This is a genomic window from Streptomyces sp. NPDC006296, from assembly GCF_040613235.1.
In the GTDB taxonomy this organism is placed as follows: domain Bacteria; phylum Actinomycetota; class Actinomycetes; order Streptomycetales; family Streptomycetaceae; genus Streptomyces.
Genome location: NZ_JBEXRT010000003.1, coordinates 178,174 through 193,118, shown reverse-complemented (window position 1 = coordinate 193,118; position 14,945 = coordinate 178,174). Strand labels below are relative to the sequence as shown.

At 71.4% G+C, this 14,945-nt stretch carries 15 protein-coding genes; 9 read left to right on the top strand and 6 right to left on the bottom strand.

The window, feature by feature from the left end:
• Positions 1–42 precede the first annotated feature (42 nt).
• The 3 genes from adh to ABZ172_RS03420 form a co-directional block, all read right to left on the bottom strand.
• Complete coding sequence (gene adh, locus ABZ172_RS03430; protein ID WP_356879690.1) at positions 43–1,560, bottom strand: aldehyde dehydrogenase; 1,518 nt, start codon at positions 1,558–1,560, stop codon at positions 43–45.
• A gap of 240 nt (positions 1,561–1,800) precedes the next feature.
• Positions 1,801–3,051 (bottom strand): GAF domain-containing protein, encoded by a 1,251-nt coding sequence (locus ABZ172_RS03425; protein ID WP_356879688.1) that lies wholly within the window; start codon positions 3,049–3,051, stop codon positions 1,801–1,803.
• Positions 3,052–3,362: 311 nt separating this feature from the next.
• The gene (locus tag ABZ172_RS03420) at positions 3,363–4,190 is read right to left on the bottom strand and encodes an alpha/beta hydrolase (RefSeq protein WP_356879686.1); all 828 of its coding nucleotides are present in this window, start codon (positions 4,188–4,190) and stop codon (positions 3,363–3,365) included.
• A 68-nt stretch (positions 4,191–4,258) separates the two neighbouring features.
• Here ABZ172_RS03420 and ABZ172_RS03415 point away from each other — a divergent pair, with 68 nt between their 5' ends.
• On the top strand, positions 4,259–4,714 hold the full coding sequence (locus tag ABZ172_RS03415) for a MarR family transcriptional regulator (RefSeq protein ID WP_356879684.1): 456 nt from the start codon (positions 4,259–4,261) through the stop codon (positions 4,712–4,714).
• A gap of 268 nt (positions 4,715–4,982) precedes the next feature.
• Here ABZ172_RS03415 and ABZ172_RS03410 read toward each other — a convergent pair whose 3' ends face one another.
• Together ABZ172_RS03410 and ABZ172_RS03405 are read right to left on the bottom strand one after the other, a co-directional pair.
• Positions 4,983–6,170, bottom strand: coding sequence for a glycosyltransferase (locus tag ABZ172_RS03410; protein ID WP_356879682.1), 1,188 nt, complete (start codon positions 6,168–6,170; stop codon positions 4,983–4,985).
• Between the two features lie 53 nt (positions 6,171–6,223).
• A complete protein-coding gene (locus ABZ172_RS03405) occupies positions 6,224–7,321 on the bottom strand; it encodes an amidohydrolase family protein (protein WP_356879681.1) in 1,098 nt (365 codons plus the stop codon).
• Positions 7,322–7,568: 247 nt separating this feature from the next.
• On the opposite strand from ABZ172_RS03405, the gene ABZ172_RS03400 reads away from it, so the two are divergent.
• The 6 genes from ABZ172_RS03400 (at position 7,569) to ABZ172_RS03375 (ending at position 12,224) form a co-directional block, all read left to right on the top strand.
• A complete protein-coding gene (locus ABZ172_RS03400; protein WP_356879680.1) occupies positions 7,569–8,009 on the top strand; it encodes an MMPL family transporter in 441 nt (146 codons plus the stop codon).
• Between the two features lie 55 nt (positions 8,010–8,064).
• On the top strand, positions 8,065–8,304 hold the full coding sequence (locus tag ABZ172_RS03395) for a hypothetical protein (RefSeq protein WP_356879678.1): 240 nt from the start codon (positions 8,065–8,067) through the stop codon (positions 8,302–8,304).
• Positions 8,305–8,529: 225 nt separating this feature from the next.
• Entirely contained in the window at positions 8,530–8,988 is a 459-nt protein-coding gene (locus ABZ172_RS03390; protein ID WP_356879676.1) for an MMPL family transporter, read from the top strand.
• A complete protein-coding gene (locus ABZ172_RS03385) occupies positions 8,985–9,692 on the top strand; it encodes a response regulator transcription factor (protein WP_356879674.1) in 708 nt (235 codons plus the stop codon). The genes ABZ172_RS03390 and ABZ172_RS03385 overlap by 4 nt, the downstream gene beginning before the upstream one ends.
• On the top strand, positions 9,689–11,116 hold the full coding sequence (locus ABZ172_RS03380) for an ATP-binding protein (protein ID WP_356879672.1): 1,428 nt from the start codon (positions 9,689–9,691) through the stop codon (positions 11,114–11,116). The genes ABZ172_RS03385 and ABZ172_RS03380 overlap by 4 nt, the downstream gene beginning before the upstream one ends.
• A 217-nt stretch (positions 11,117–11,333) precedes the next feature.
• Positions 11,334–12,224 carry a MerR family transcriptional regulator gene (locus ABZ172_RS03375; protein ID WP_356879670.1) on the top strand — a complete coding sequence of 297 codons (891 nt, stop codon included), beginning with the start codon at positions 11,334–11,336 and terminating at the stop codon, positions 12,222–12,224.
• A 159-nt stretch (positions 12,225–12,383) separates the two neighbouring features.
• On the opposite strand, the gene ABZ172_RS03370 is transcribed toward ABZ172_RS03375, so the two are convergent.
• Positions 12,384–13,001: a TetR/AcrR family transcriptional regulator gene (locus ABZ172_RS03370; protein WP_356879668.1), complete on the bottom strand. Its 618-nt coding sequence runs from the start codon at positions 12,999–13,001 to the stop codon at positions 12,384–12,386.
• A 66-nt stretch (positions 13,002–13,067) separates the two neighbouring features.
• Here ABZ172_RS03370 and ABZ172_RS03365 point away from each other — a divergent pair, with 66 nt between their 5' ends.
• Together ABZ172_RS03365 and ABZ172_RS03360 are read left to right on the top strand one after the other, a co-directional pair.
• Positions 13,068–13,973, top strand: coding sequence for an oxidoreductase (locus ABZ172_RS03365; protein WP_356879666.1), 906 nt, complete (start codon positions 13,068–13,070; stop codon positions 13,971–13,973).
• 14 nt (positions 13,974–13,987) lie between these two features.
• Positions 13,988–14,941, top strand: a complete 954-nt coding sequence (locus ABZ172_RS03360) for an SDR family NAD(P)-dependent oxidoreductase (RefSeq protein ID WP_356879664.1) — start codon at positions 13,988–13,990, stop codon at positions 14,939–14,941.
• The last annotated feature ends 4 nt before the right edge of the window (positions 14,942–14,945 follow it).

Sequence of the window (14,945 nt, the reverse complement as noted above, 5' to 3'; positions counted from 1 at the left end):
CCTGACCGCAGACGGAACAGGCCAGGCGCCTCCCTCGGTGCCCTAGAAGAAGCCCAGCTTCTTCGACGAGTACGACACGAGCAGGTTCTTCGTCTGCTGGTAGTGATCGAGCATCATCTTGTGGTTCTCACGGCCGATGCCGGAGTTCTTGTAGCCGCCGAACGCCGCGTGGGCGGGGTAGGCGTGGTAGCAGTTGGTCCACACCCGGCCTGCTTTGATCTCACGGCCGAGCCGGTAGGCGGTGTTGCCGTCGCGGGACCAGACGCCCGCGCCGAGCCCGTACAGGGTGTCGTTGGCGATCTTCAGGGCTTCGGAGACCGAGTCGAAGGTGGTGACGGACAGGACGGGACCGAAGATCTCCTCCTGGAAGATCCGCATGTCGTTGGTGCCGCGGAAGACGGTCGGCTCGATGTAGAAGCCGTCCTCCAGACCCGCCACGGTGAGGGGGCCGCCACCGGTGAGGAGCTGCGCGCCCTCCGCCCGGCCGATGTCGACGTAGGACAGGATCTTCTCGTACTGCTCGTTGCTCGCCTGCGCGCCGATCATGGTCGCCGGGTCCAGCGGGTCGCCGCTGACGATCGCCCGGGTCCGTTCGACGCAGCGGGCCATGAACTCGTCGTAGATCGAGGCGTGGACCAGGGCCCGCGAGGGGGAGGTGCACACCTCTCCCGAGTTCAGGGCGAACATCACGAAGCCCTCGACGGCCTTGTCCAGGAAGTCGTCGTCGGCGGCCATCACGTCGGGCAGGAAGATGTTGGGGCTCTTGCCGCCGAGTTCGAGCGTGACGGGGATGATGTTCTCGCTCGCGTACTGCATGATCAGGCGGCCGGTCGTGGTCTCCCCGGTGAACGCCACCTTGGCGACACGGGGACTGGACGCGAGGGGCTTGCCGGCCTCGACGCCGAAGCCGTTGACGACGTTGACCACACCGGGCGGCAGCAGATCCGCGATCAGTTCGATGACGAGCAGCAGGCTGACCGGTGTCTGCTCGGCCGGCTTGATGACCACGCAGTTGCCCGCCGCGAGGGCCGGGGCGAGCTTCCAGGTGGCCATCAGGATCGGGAAGTTCCACGGGATGATCTGACCGACCACGCCCAGCGGTTCGTGGAAGTGGTACGCGACCGTGTCCGCGTCGATCTCGGCGACACTGCCCTCCTGCGCCCGCACCACCCCGGCGAAGTAGCGGAAGTGGTCGATCGCCAGGGGGATGTCGGCGGCCAGCGTCTCCCGGACCGGTTTGCCGTTCTCCCAGGTCTCGGCCACCGCGATCTTCTCGAGGTTCTCCTCGATCCGGTCCGCGATCTTGTTGAGGATGTTGGCGCGTTCCGTGGCCGACGTACGGCCCCATCGGTCGGCCGCCGCGTGCGCCGCGTCCAGGGCGAGCTCGACGTCGGCCGCGGAGGAGCGGGCGACCGTGCAGAAGACCTTGCCGTCGACCGGGGACGGATTGTCGAAGTACCGGCCCTCGGCCGGGGCGACCCAGTCGCCGCCGATGAAGTTGTCGTACCGGTCGGCGAAGGCGACGATGCTGCCGTCCGTACCGGGCTGCGCGTACACCATGGCGGCTCTCCTCGGTGACATGGATGGTGGGTGCGATGCCACGACGGCCCCGCCGTCGCAGTGCGCGCCCCACCATGACTCCGGAAGGTTGGTGCGAGGTTGGCGCGGTCCGCCCGGGACGCCCCGGCCCCGCGGCCCGGCTGACGGCCGAGGCGCGCCCTGGAGGCCGGCCGCCGTACGGTCCGGGCGGTTCCGCGCCCACCGGGGGCACGGTCCCTGCAGCTCTACAGCTCTACAGCCCTACGGCCCCGGCTCCTGAAGCGCGCAGGCCAGCCGGCCCGCCGCGACGGCCCGGCGCGCGTCCCCCGGGGCCAGGAGGCGCAGCGCGTGCTGGTGCACCTCCGCGTCGTACGGTGCCCGTTCGCCGTAGTGCAGGGCGTGTTCGGGGCGGTCGCTCGTCAGAACGGCCTCGCGCACCGCCACTTCCAGGCAGGTGCGCCATTCCTCGATGCCCGGTGCCTGGGAGCGGGGGAGCAGCGGGCCGCGGTACAGGCGCAGCGCGGTCGCGACGTCGCCGCCCCGCAACGCGTGCAGGACGTCGACGGCGTCGCAGGAGACCGGTGCGGTGAGCGCGTACCGGCGGGTCGCGACCGCCCCGCCCAGGGCCCTTCGCAGGTGGGAGAGCTCGGCCTTGAAGGTGGAAGCGGTGACGGGGCGGTCGCCGTACAGGGATTCACGCAGCCGCTCCGGTGTGTACCCCTCGGGTTCCAGCGCCAGCAGGGTGAGGATCTCCACCTGCCGGGGACGCAGCCTCAGCCGGGCACCCGCACGGACGGCGCTCCCGCTGCCGAGACACGTCAGGTGCAGCGGCGCGGCGTTCCCCGTGGGCGGGGCGCCGGACGCCTCGGAGCGGAGGCCGGCCTCGACGGCGGACACCAGTCCCCGCACGGTGGCCATGGCGAGGGGATGCGAGCGGTCCCAGGTCGTGGACAGGTCCAGGACCCCCAGGACGCGTCCGTCGGGGCCGTGGACGGGGGCGCAGTAGCAGACCCAGCCGTGCAGGGCCGTCACCAGGTGCTCGGCGGAGAAGACCGTGTGCGGGCGGCCGGTGTGCAGGGCCAGCGACAGGGCGTTGGTGCCCATCGCCTGTTCGTCCCAGCGCCCGCCGGGGGCGAAGTTGACCCGCTCCGCCCGCCGCCGCATGGTCCGGCCGCCGCACGTCCACAGGATCGTGCCGGACGCGTCGGTGACCGCGGTGACGAACCCGGCGTCGTCCGCGACGCTGCGGAGCTCCTCGGAGAGCGCATCGACCGGGCCGCGCAGCGGTGATCCGTTCCACCGGTGCTCCAGCGTCCCGTCCCCCGCCTCGGGGGCGCTGGCGCGGGCCGGGTCCACGCTCGCCAGGGAACGGGCCCACGACTCGGTCACCTCGTCGCTGAGGACGCGCCCGGTGCGGGGAAGCGGGCCAGGGGTGCCCAGGTGAGGGATCACGCGAGACCACTCGTTCTCCAACGTGGCCCTGCGCCGCGCGAGGTCACCGCTCCGTGGCATGTCTTCCCCCATCGTCGGACAGGGACCGTCGCCCTCGCCCGGTGACGGGCATGGGGCGCACCTGGTCCGGCCTTCGGTGTGAGGCCAGTGTGGCCCGGGCACCCTCCCGTACGCCATGGTGGTGCGCGTCCGCTGCGTCCCCCCGCCTCGGCGCGGCCGGTGCGAGGGGACCGGCAGAGGGGCCGGCCGGGTCCCGCAGGGGCCAGGCCGGACGGACCGGACGCCGACGGGCCGTTCGCGGCAACGAGGTGCGGGCATCGCTGCCCATACCGCGGACATCGCGCAGGGCCGGTGTGCCCGTCCGTATCCCGTCAGCGCAGGAAGTCCCTCAGTCGGTCGTTCAGCTGCTCCGGATCGGTGAGCGGCAGGGAGTGATGGGTCGTTCCGGGGAGCAGCGCCACCTCGGCGTGCGGAAGTGTCCGGCGGGCCCGCTCGGCGACCTTGACGGCGTGATGGGCGCGGCTGTGCTCCGCGAGCAGGACCAGGACCGGCATGCGGAGGCCGCCGGTCCGGGGGCGGCCCCCGGCGACGATCTTGCGGCCGGGAACCGTGCCGGCCAGCGCGTAGAGGCGCTGCCAGGTCTCGTCCGGGTGCACACCTGCGGTCTCCCAGGCCAGGAAGGCGCGGGCACGAGCCTCGCTCGGGCGGATCAGCATGGGCAGGGCGCGCAGCAGGTAGCGGGGGTGGAACCCGGCGAACACCTGAGTGGGGTCGACGAGCGCGAGGCGGTCGATCCGCTGCGGCGCGCACAGCGCGTACCTGACAGCCAGCCAGGCGCCGTAGGAGTGACCGCACAGGTGCGTACGGTCGAGCCCGAGGCCGTCCAGCAGCGCGTCCAGCCAGGCCGTCAGATCGTCGGCGCTCCTCAGCGGTGCGCCCCGCCTCTCGGTGCGGCCCGCGTCGCCCAGCAGATCGACTGCATGGATCCGGTACCGCTCGCCCAGAGCCGGTGCGTTGGCGAACCAGACCAGCCCGGTGGCCGAGCCGCCGGGCAGCATCACGAGAGGGACGCCGTCCGCCGGACCGTAGACGTGGACGCGGGTGCGCCCGAACGGCGTGACGACATCACGCTCCTGTGTGGACCGGGGCCAGCGGGCGCGGAGTTCGTCGTAGGCCAGGTCGAAAACGGGCAGGCTCACGGTACATTCCTCTCGCTCACCGATCATCTCGTTGGGCGAGATATTAATCGCCCTCGAAGGGAATGGGTATGAAGGATCAGAGTCCGGCGATGGAGCTGGTCCACCTGCTGCGTGCGGTGACCGTGGAGTTCGACCTGCTCGGCGCCGAGTTCGCCGCACGGCAGGGACTGCATCCCACCGATGTGCGCGCACTGATCCACCTGCTGGACGCGGGGCGGACCGGCACCCGTGCCACGCCTGGGTGGCTCGGCGGTCAGCTGCGCCTGAACTCGGCCGGGACCACCGCGCTGGTGGACCGACTGGAGCGGACCGGACTGGTCCGGCGCAGCAGGGACACGGGTGACCGGCGGCGAGTGCTGCTGGAGGTGGAGGAGAAGGCCATGGACATGGGATGGGCCTTCTTCGGGCCGGTGATCGGCGGGATGGTGGTGGCCGCCGAGGGTTTTGACGCGGGCGAGCTGGAGACGGTACGTCGCTTTCTGGCCTCCGTGCTGGAGTCCACCGGGCGGGCACGTCCGGAGTGACGGGCAGCGGCAGGGCGCCCTGAGGCGTGCGGTGGCGATCGGACAGGTCCTGGCTCGGCGCGGAATCCGCGTCATACGAACGTGAATCGAGCGCAGGCGGGTCCGCTGTCGTTCCACCACGAGGCCGGCACCGAACCCCGCCGCGGCTTCTGCACCTCCGCTCACCGAGGACGGCGGGATGCTCTGCGGACGCCTTGCCGACGTGCCCGCCACCACCGACCCGGCCTTCTCACCAGGTCTCCTACCCCTCTTCCGTGACGGTCGCCCGTCAGCGCCCGGCGTCGGCCTTGGCTGCCTCGGAAGTGAGGTCCTCCACCACCTGCGCCCAGTCGGGGCGCCGGGCGATCTCGGTGGCGGCCTCACGGGCGCGGCGGTGGTAGCTGCTGTCGGGTTCCAGCAGGCTCGGCAGCACCCGGGCGACGGCCTCGGCGTCTCCGACGCCGATCGCCGCGCCGGAGGCGGCTGCCCGGGCGGCGTTGAGGGGCTGGTCCGCGCCCTGGGGCCAGAGCACCATGGGGACACCGCGGGCCAGCGCGCCGAGGACGGTGCCCGCCCCGCCCGCGGTGACGACCACATCAGCGGCGGCCAGGAGTTCGTCGAGCGGGACGAACGGCACGTGGCGGACCTCCGCGCCACCGGGGCGGACTCCGTCGGCCGGAGCGGACCGGCCGTGTTCCGGCGCCGTGTCCTCGTCGAGGGTGAGGGCGGAGCCGAGGGTGGCCAGCACGTTGACGTCGTGGCCGGCCACCGCGTCGACCACCGAGGCGAGCACCGCGGGGTCGGAGAAGATGGTGCCGAGGGTGACCAGCACGGTGGGCTTGTCCGGGGCGTGGAACGCCGGTAGTGAGGCCGAGCCCTTCGTCCGCCGGTGGGCCCGGACCCGTACCGGCCGGACCGGGACGGCGCTGTGAAACTCGGGGTCCTGCAGCAGCGGGGGACAGGGGTCGAGGTAGCTCTCCGCCTCGGTGACCCGCACCCCGGCCTCCTCGTGCCGGGTCCGGGCCACGTCCGTGATGGCCTCCCGTATCACGGCCGGCAGGGCCGGTCCCAGGCCCGCCTGGTGCCAGGGGACGCCCAGGTGGGCCGCCAGGAGCGGGCCGACGGCGTCGAACGCCTCGGCGATGACGAGGTCCGGGGCGAACGCTCGGGCGCGGGCGACGGACTCGGCACCGCCCAGGTCCAGCCGGGAGCCGCCGAAGATCTCCCCGATGACCGCCGGAGTCGGGTGGAACACGTCGGCTCCGGTACGGCGGGCGGCGTCCGCGGAGAACTCGCCCGGCATGCTGCCCGCGGCCAGGAACAGCACCCCGGGCGGCAGTTCCGGTGCGATGTCGTCCTGGACGGCCCCGGCGGTCAGCAGGGCGACTCTGTGGCCGGCCTCGGCCGCGGCCTCCATCAGGGGTACGAGCGGCAGGATGTGTCCGTGGGCCGGGACCGCGCTGAACAGGAACCTCATGATTGTCCTCGATGTCTCATGATCGTGATGTGGAGCGATGTGCTGGGGCCTGCTCAGTCCGTGTTCGTCCCGCTCAGGCGGGGGAAGAGCTGCGCGGCGTTGCCGGAGAACATCTGACGCTTCTCGGTGTGGCCCAGGGTATCGGTGGCGGCCAGTTTCACGCCGAGGGCGGTGGCCACGGGTGCGCTGGTGAAGGGGTGGTCGCTGCCGTAGAGCAGCCGGTCGGGCGACACGAGGTTCAGCAGCGCCGGCAGGGCCCGGGGCAGCGCGAACCCGGCGACGTCGTAGTGCAGCCGCGACAGCGCTTCGATGACGTCCGTCGGGGGGATGTCCTCCATGGTCGCGAACGACGCGATCCGGTCGGCGAGTACGGGGAGTGCCGCGCCCGCGTGCGGGACGATGAAGCGGATGTCGGGATACCGGCCGAGCACCCCCTCGTAGATGAGCTGCATCACGGCGCGGGTGGTGTCGAAGAGGAACTCGACGACGGGGCGCGGCCGGCCGAGCGCCGTCGACTCCCAGCAGGCGGGGGAGGCCGGGTGCAGGAAGACGACGGCCTTGCGCCGGTTCAGCTCCGCGAAGAGGGCGTCACCGACCGCGTCCACCAGGTAGGTGCCCTCGTAGTTGGTCTCCAGGACGACGCCGTCCGCGTCCAGCGCGTCGAAGGCGTGCCGGGTCTCCGCCAGCGCCGCGTCGGTGTCCGGCAGCGGCAGTGAGGCGAACAGCCCGAAACGCTCGGGGTACCGGCGGACGAGGGCGGCGCCCTCCTCGTTCACCTGGCGCACGAGCTGACGCGTCCGCGCCTCGTCGCCGAGGGCGAAACCCGGCGAGGACACCGACAGGACCGCGGAACCGATGTGCGCGGCGTCCATGAACGTCAGCGCATCGGCGGCACTCCAGTCAGGGATGCCCGGCATGCCGTCGGGGTGTTCCTGACCGGCGTCGATCAGCGCCTGCCGGTAGGCGGGGGTGATGTAGTGGGCGTGTACGTCGATCGCGCCTGAAAGCTCGAACTTCCGCCGGTCCCGCGCCTTCTCGGTGTCCCCTGTCGTAGCGAGCGCCGTCGCCCCGGCGGCCACGGTGGCGGAGGCACCCACCGCGGCGGCGACGCCGAACGTACGGCGGCTGATTCTGCGCTTGTGTACGGGCATTGCTTCTCTCCTTGACGGGGCCGGGCACCCGTGTGGCGCCGATCCGGCCGACAGTAGGGCGGCGCGTGGACGGATCGGAAGCCCGGTCCGCCCGATCCGGTAAACCGTCAGGAAACCGTCAAGGAATGCACTGGTGTTCCGTCACCCCGTCGGATTTCCATGGGTTTTCGTCGATCGTCGCGACCACAGAGACGGGCTTTGACCATGGCTGTACTGCTGTACCGATGGGGGGTGTTCGCGGCGCGCGGTGCTGGCCGCTTGGCTGGTGCTGATGGCCGCGGTCATCGCACTGGGAGTCCGGACCGCCGGTGAGTTCACCGCCGAGACGGACATTCCCGGTTCGCAGGCGCAGAGCGCCCTCACCGAGATGAACCGGCATTTTCCCTCCTCCGGGCACCAGAGCGCCCAGATCGCCTTCGAGACGCCCGAGGACGCCACGTACAACGCCCCGGCCGTGGCCGGGGCGATGGGCAGGTCCCTGACCGCCGCAGCCACCGTGCCGGGCGTCACCTCGGTCACCGACCCCACGGCCGTCGGCACGGTGTCACCCGACGGGCGTACGGCGGTGGCGAAGCTCTGGTTCGGGGCGGCCCGGCACGAGGCCATCGAGGAGGGCGCCCTCGACGCGCTGGAGAGGACACCGGGAGAGCAGCCGTGCGGCCGGTATCGATGTCCTGTTCGGCGGTGAGGCCTATCGGGAGTCCGGATCGCCGAGCGGACCGGCCGAAGCGCTCGGTCTGCTGGTGGCGCTGCTGGTGCTGGCCGTGACCGTCGGGCAGTTGCTGAGCGCCGGGCTGCCGCTGCTGATGGCGGTGCTCGCGGTGGGCACCGGCCTGGCCGCGAGGTTCGACATCTACGAGAAGGCGCCGTCCCTCCCCGGGACGCGGAGACCACCGACCTCGTCAACTCGATGCGGGACCGACTCGCGCCGCTGGCCGAGCGCAGTGGCAGCGACATCGCCGTCACCGGCCAGACCGCCGTGAGCATCGAGGTGTCCGAGAAGCTCACGGCCGCCCTGCTGCCGTTCGCCGTGGTGGTCGTGGGGCTGTCGCTGCTGCTGTTGCTGGCCGCGTTCCGTTCCGTGGCGATCCCGGTCAAGGCGACCGTGGGGTTCCTTCTCTCCGTGGGCGCCGCGCTCGGCGCGACCGTCGCGGTCTTCCAGTGGGGGTGGCTCGCGGACCGTCTCGGGGGTGCCTTCCGCCGGCCCGGTGTCCAGTTTCGTCCCCGTCGTCGTGATGGCCGTCCTGTTCGGCCTGGCGATGGACTACGAGGTCTTCATGGTTTCCGCGGTGCGCGAGGAGTACGTCCGCACCCGGCAGCCCCGGGTCGCCGTCGTCGCCGGTGCCCGGCACGCCACCCGGGTGGTGGCCGCCGCCGCGCTGATCATGGTGGCGGTCTTCTCCAGCTTCCTGCTGGAGAAGGACCCCGCGCTGATGCCGATCGCGCTGGCCCTGGCGGTGGGCGTCGCCCTCGACGCGATCCTGGTCCGGCTCACCCTGGTCCCGGCCGTCCTGACACTGCTCGGCCACCGGGCCTGGTGGCTGCCGAGGGGACTGGACAAGCACCTGCCCGACCTGGATGTTGAGGGGGCACGACTGGATCATGACCGACCGGCGTCCGCCTCCACGGCGCCTTCACCCCGGACCGAGCAGGACATACCCGCATGAAATCCCCGGACACGGTCCTCGTCGTCGAGGACGACGACAACATCCGCGACCTGATGGCCTCGGCCCTGCAGTTCTCCGGCTTCGAGGTGCACTTCGCCCAGGACGTACCGCAGGCCCTGACCAGCCTGGCCCGCGGTCTGCCGGACGTCATCGTCCTGGACGTGGGACTCCCCGGCGGCGACGGGTTCGACGTGCTGCAGCTGATCCGCACACGGGGCATCACCACACCGGTACTGTTCCTGACCGCCCGGGACGCCGTGGAGGACCGTGTCCGTGGACTGCGCCTCGGTGGCGACGACTACGTCACCAAGCCGTTCAGCGTCATCGAGGTCGTCGCCCGCCTCCAAGCCCTGATCCGGCGCTCCCGCACCAGTGCCGGCCCCGCTCCCGACGGCCACCTCCTGCGTTACGCCGACCTCGAAATGGACGACAAACGACACACCGTCACCCGCGGCGGCGGCACCCTCATCGACCTGTCGCCCACCGAATACCGGATGCTGCTCTACCTGCTGTCGCACGCCGAGCACGTCATGACCCGCTCCCAGATCCTGGAGGCCGTGTGGCAGTACGACTTCGGTGGTGACTCCGTCGTCGTGGAGCGCTTCGTGTCCAATCTGCGGCGCAAACTCGACGGTGACGGACGTGAGCCGCTGATCCAGACGATCCGTGGCATCGGCTACAGCCTGCGCCGCGCCGCCCGGTGAGCGGGACACACCGCACCCTGCGGCTGCGGCCGGTCACCATCCGGGCCCGCCTGCTGCTGGGGGTCCTGGTCCTGCTGACGGCCGGACTCGTCGGCAACTCGGTCGCCGGGGCCCTGACCCTGCGCGCCTACCTGGAACACCGGGCGCAGGACGGCCTGCGGGACGCCGGGGACCGCGTTCACCGCGCGCTCGCGAAGGGTCCGCAGACCATCAAGCAGGTGCAGATGTCCAGCCTGGTCGCGCCGGTTCTCGGAGTCACCGTGATCGGACCGCACGGTGAGATCGCCGCCCGGTTCGGTGAAGGCGTGCCAACGGCGGTCAACGCACTGACCGCCGACCGGCTCGACCAAGTGATCGTGTTCGAGGACCGCACGGACGTCCCCGACCTCATCGCCCGGCGCATCCCCACCCGTGGACTGACCCTCACCTCACCGACGGGCTCGATCGAGGCCACCGCCGTCATCCTCACGGTGCGCACCGACGCCGACCGGATCACCGTCACCGACTATGTGTCCCGGCAGGCAGGCAGCGTGGGCATCACGCTGACCCTCGCCTACGTCACCGCGCTGCTGATCCTGCGATTCGGCCTGCGGCCCCTGGCGCAGATGGCCGACGCGGCCGAATCGATCGCCTCCGGGGCCCGTCAGGAGCGCCTGCCCACCTATGACAGGCACAACGAGACCGATCGTCTCGCCGACGCGGTCAACGACGCCTTCGACGCCCAGAGGCGTGCGGAGGAGAACGTACGCAACTTCGCCGCCGACGCCTCGCACGAACTGCGTACCCCCCTGGCCACCGTCTCCGGCTGGCTCGACCTGTTCCACCAAGGCGCCCTCGAAGAACCGGCCCGGCTGGAGCGGGCCTTGGAACGCGTGGACAGCGAGGTCGGCCGGATGCGCCTGCTGGTCGAGGAACTCGCCCTGCTGGCCCGGCTCGACGCCGGCCGCCCACTGGCGAGCGAACCGGTCGACCTGCGCCGACTCGCCGAGGACATCGTCCAGGACGCCCGGATCATCGCCCCCGGCCGGGACATCCGGCTGCACGCCCCCGAGCCCGTGCACGTGACCGGGGACGCCCCCCGGCTGCAGCAGGTCCTCAACAACCTGATCGGCAACGCCATCCAGCACACCCCCGCCGACGCCTCGATCGACGTCACTCTCACCTGCGGTCCTGACGGACGGGCCGTCCTGCGGGTCACCGACTCCGGACCGGGCATCCCGCCCGAGGACCTGCCCCGCGTGTACGACCGGTTCTGGCGCAGCGGAACCAGCCGTGGCCGCACCGGCGGTTCCGGCCTCGGCCTGTCGATCGTCCGCTCGGTGGTGCACGCCCACGACGGGAACGTGGACATCACCTCGGTCGCGGGAAGTGGTACCACCGTGACCGTCACCCTGCTCGCCGCGGCCCCGGCAGGGACCCGGTAGCCGGCCGCTGCGGCTTCCCCGGTGGCAGAAACCGCGGAGGCCCTGGTTCCCACCGATGCCGTGGGGCGCATGCCGGGCCGCAGCCCGGTCCGGCCGGTGCGCGATCAAGGGGAAGATGCGGCCCCTGGCTCCGGTGCTACCCGGATGGGGTTGTTGCACATGCCGTAGCGGCATGTGGTGGGGTCGGGGCACCACAGCACGAAAGGCTCTGTCTGCGATGTACCCCTCCCTCACGCCGCCCCGGCAGGTGAAGATCGGTGATGCCGCTGCGTTCGCCGGGATCACTCCACGCGCCGTCCGCCACTACCACCAGATCGGTCTGCTGCCGGAACCCGAGCGCGGTGGGGACGGCCGCCGTCGCTACGGCCATGACGACATGACCCGCCTGCTGTGGATCCGCAGGATGGCTGATGCCGGGATCAGCCTGGACGACATGCGGGCCGCCTTCAGCGAAGCCCGGCACGAAGCCGGAGACGAAGCCCGGAACCACGCCCCGCTCATCGGGTCGGTCCTGAGCAAGCTGGAGAAGACCCTGGCCGCGCAGGAGGCCGCCATCAAACATCGGCGCGCGGCTGTCCAGCGCCTGCAGGCGGTGGGCAGCCCGCTGGGGCTGCTCTGCGAACTGGTCACGGACCGGCTCAGCCACCTGCCCCCGGGCGCGTTGCGCCCCTCCGATCTGGACGCCCTGCTGGTCACGGAACGGATCTTCGGGCCGCTGGGCGCCGCCATCCAGGCCGGCACGTTCATCGTGCTGGCCACCCACCCCGGCCTGCGGGCCGAGGAGGACCGTCTCGAGGCGGCCGAGGCCGCCCTCGACGACGGCGTCGAACCCGACGACCCGCGCGTCGATGAGCTCGCCGTCCAGCGATGCGCTCATCTGATGGCCCTGAACCAGGCCATCGAGGCAGCTGGTCTCGACGCGGCCGAGGAGAGGATCTTCGAGGTCCACGACGCCGACCTGGAAGGGGAGGAGGGCGCAGCGATGTCTGCCACCGCAGCGATCACCAAGATGCCCTACGACTTCTCTCCTGCCCGGATGCGCTGCATGGAACTCGCCGGACGACTCTTCGGGGAGGCCCTTGCCGACGCCCACTCCGCAGACGGGTGACCGCCTTCGCCCGGCACCGACGTGGCCCGACGACCGATCACGTGACCCGTCGGTCGGACGGCGGGCCCGGGGCGTACCAAGAGTGACATCGCAACCGGCGTACATGGGGATCCCGAGCCGGTGCTCCGGGCGCGTCCTGGACACGATCGCGTCATCCGGTCAGCGCGGCTCCGCCGGGCGGGCGCCTCGGAGGAACTGTGTCACCGCCGTGCCCACGAGTCCTTCGAGTCGTGCGGGCTCGATCATGCCGCTGTTGAGCATGGAGGTGATCCCCAGGACTGTTGCGTAGATGATGAGTCCGGTCTCCTCCGGGTCGTCCCCCTCCAACTCCCCGCGCTCCTGGCCGTCTCTGATCAGGTCGCCGATCTGGCCGAACGTGGCTGCGGCGGCCTCCGCGACAGCGGTGGCTCCCGGACGGTGCTTGCTGGAGTTCATCAGCTCCGTCAGGGCGGCGTTCTCGGTCGCGAACCTGACGTAGGCCGACGCGAATGCGTGCAGGCGGGCCGGCAGATCGTCCTCGCCACCGATCTCGTCCACCGCGGCGCGCAGCTTCTCGCCCAGGCGCGTGAAGCCCGACTCGGCGAGGGCGTCGAGCAGTGCGCGGCGGTCCGCGAAGTGCCGACGGGGTGCCGCGTGGCTGACCCCGACGTCCCGTGCCAGATCCCGCAGGGAGAGTTGCTCGGGCCCGTGCGCCCGCAGGCTGCGCTCCGCCGCGTCGAGCAGGTCCGTGCGGAGATTCCCGTGGTGGTAAGGCCGCCGCTCGGTGGTGTCAGGCATGGGAGCAGCCTACCCACACTCAATGTTGCCATTGACAACAATGTTGCCAGTGTCTACTCTCGCGGTATGTCCAGATTCTCTCTTGCCGACCTGCCCGGCCTGACCGGTCGCACCGCTGTCGTCACCGGCGCGAACAGCGGCATCGGGCTCGTCACGGCCCGTGCCCTCGCCGAGCGTGGAGCTCGGGTCGTCCTGGCCGTACGCGATCCGGAGAAGGGGCAAGCCGCGGCGGCGACCATGACGAGGCCGGTCGAGGTCCGCGCCCTCGATCTCGCCGACCTCTCCTCCGTCCGGGCCTTCGCCCGTGACCTTCCGGGCCACGTCGATCTGCTGGTCAACAACGCCGGTCTCTCCCTGGGGCCGCTTTCCCGGACCGCGGACGGATTCGAGTTGCAGTTCGGGACCAACCACCTGGGTCACTTCGCCCTGACGAACCTGCTCCTTCCGCGCATCAGGGAGCGGGTCGTGACGGTTGCCTCGCTCGGGCACCGGATCGGCTCCCTGGACTTCTCCGACCTCCAGTGGGAGCGCAGGCGGTATCGGCCCAACGCCGCGTATGCGCAGTCCAAGCTGGCCAACCTCCTGTTCGCCGCCGAACTCCAACGCAGACTCACCCGCGCGGGATCACCCGTCATCTCGACGGCCGCGCACCCCGGTATCTCCTCGACGAACCTGATGCGAACGGTGCAGAAGCCCTCCCCGGGTCTGCGCTTCGAGAAGTTCCTCGTCGGGCTCGTCGCCCAAAGTGCCGAGGAGGGCGCCCTGCCCACCCTGTACGCCGCCACCGCGGACCTTCCCGGCGACAGCTATGCCGGCCCCGGCCGGCTCTGGGGCATGCGCGGCGCGCCGACGCAGGTCGGACGGTCCGCCCGAGCGCGTGACGGCTCGGCGGCACGGCGGCTGTGGGAGGTGTCGGAGCACCTGACCGGCACCCGATTCCCCCTGGACGTGCCCGCAACCCCCGCCTCGTGAAAGGAACCGCCTTCGTGATCCGTCCACCGCAAGACTCGCCGAGAGACCGGCGGAAGAACCACCGGAAGCCCGACGAACTCGTCGTCGTCTCCGGCGCCTCGTCGGGCATCGGAGCCGCGACAGCCCGTGCCCTCGCCTCGATGGGCTACCACGTCCTCGCCGGGGTGCGCACCGACGGCGAGGCGGACGCCATCCGGGCCGACGGCATCGAACCGGTCACCCTGGACATCACCGTCCCCCACCATGTGGAGGCCCTCGCCCGGCGGATCGCCGACGACCCTGAGCGGCGCGCCCTGCGCGTCCTGGTCAACAACGCGGGGATCGAGATCAACGCCCCCGTCGAGGTGCTCCCCCTCGCTCTGTGGCGCGAGCAGTTCGAGGTGAACCTCTTCGGACACATCGCCGTCATCCAGAAGCTCCTGCCCTTCCTGCGGCGGAGCCGGGGCAGGGTCGTCAACATCAGCTCCGTGGGCGGAGTGGCCGCGCTGCCCGTCTTCGGGGCGTACGCGGGAACCAAGTTCGCCCTCGAAGCGGCCAGCGACTCCCTCCGCCGCGAGGTCTCGGCGCACGGCGTACAGGTGGTCGTCGTCCAGCCCGGCGGCGTCCGGACCGACATGGCCGCCCGCAGCGGTGCTCTCTCGCTCGAACTCGCCGCCGCGATGAGCACCGAACACCGGCATCTCTACAGCCACCTCGTCAACGCGACGGTGGCGTCCAACGCAGCCTTCCTCGAACGCGCCCTGCCGGCGGCGAAGGCGGGGGCCAGGATCGCCAGGGTGGCGACCAGGCGCCGGCCGCGTGCCCGCTACACCCTCGGCACGGACGCCGCCATCATCGTCCCCCTCGCCCGGCTCCTGCCGGCCCGGCTGATGGACGCCATCCTCACCCTGAGCCACCGACCCCGGAACGCGAAAACCGTATCCGCGCCTGCACCCGGGTCACCAGAGGCCAGGGGCGCGGCAGAGTGACCTG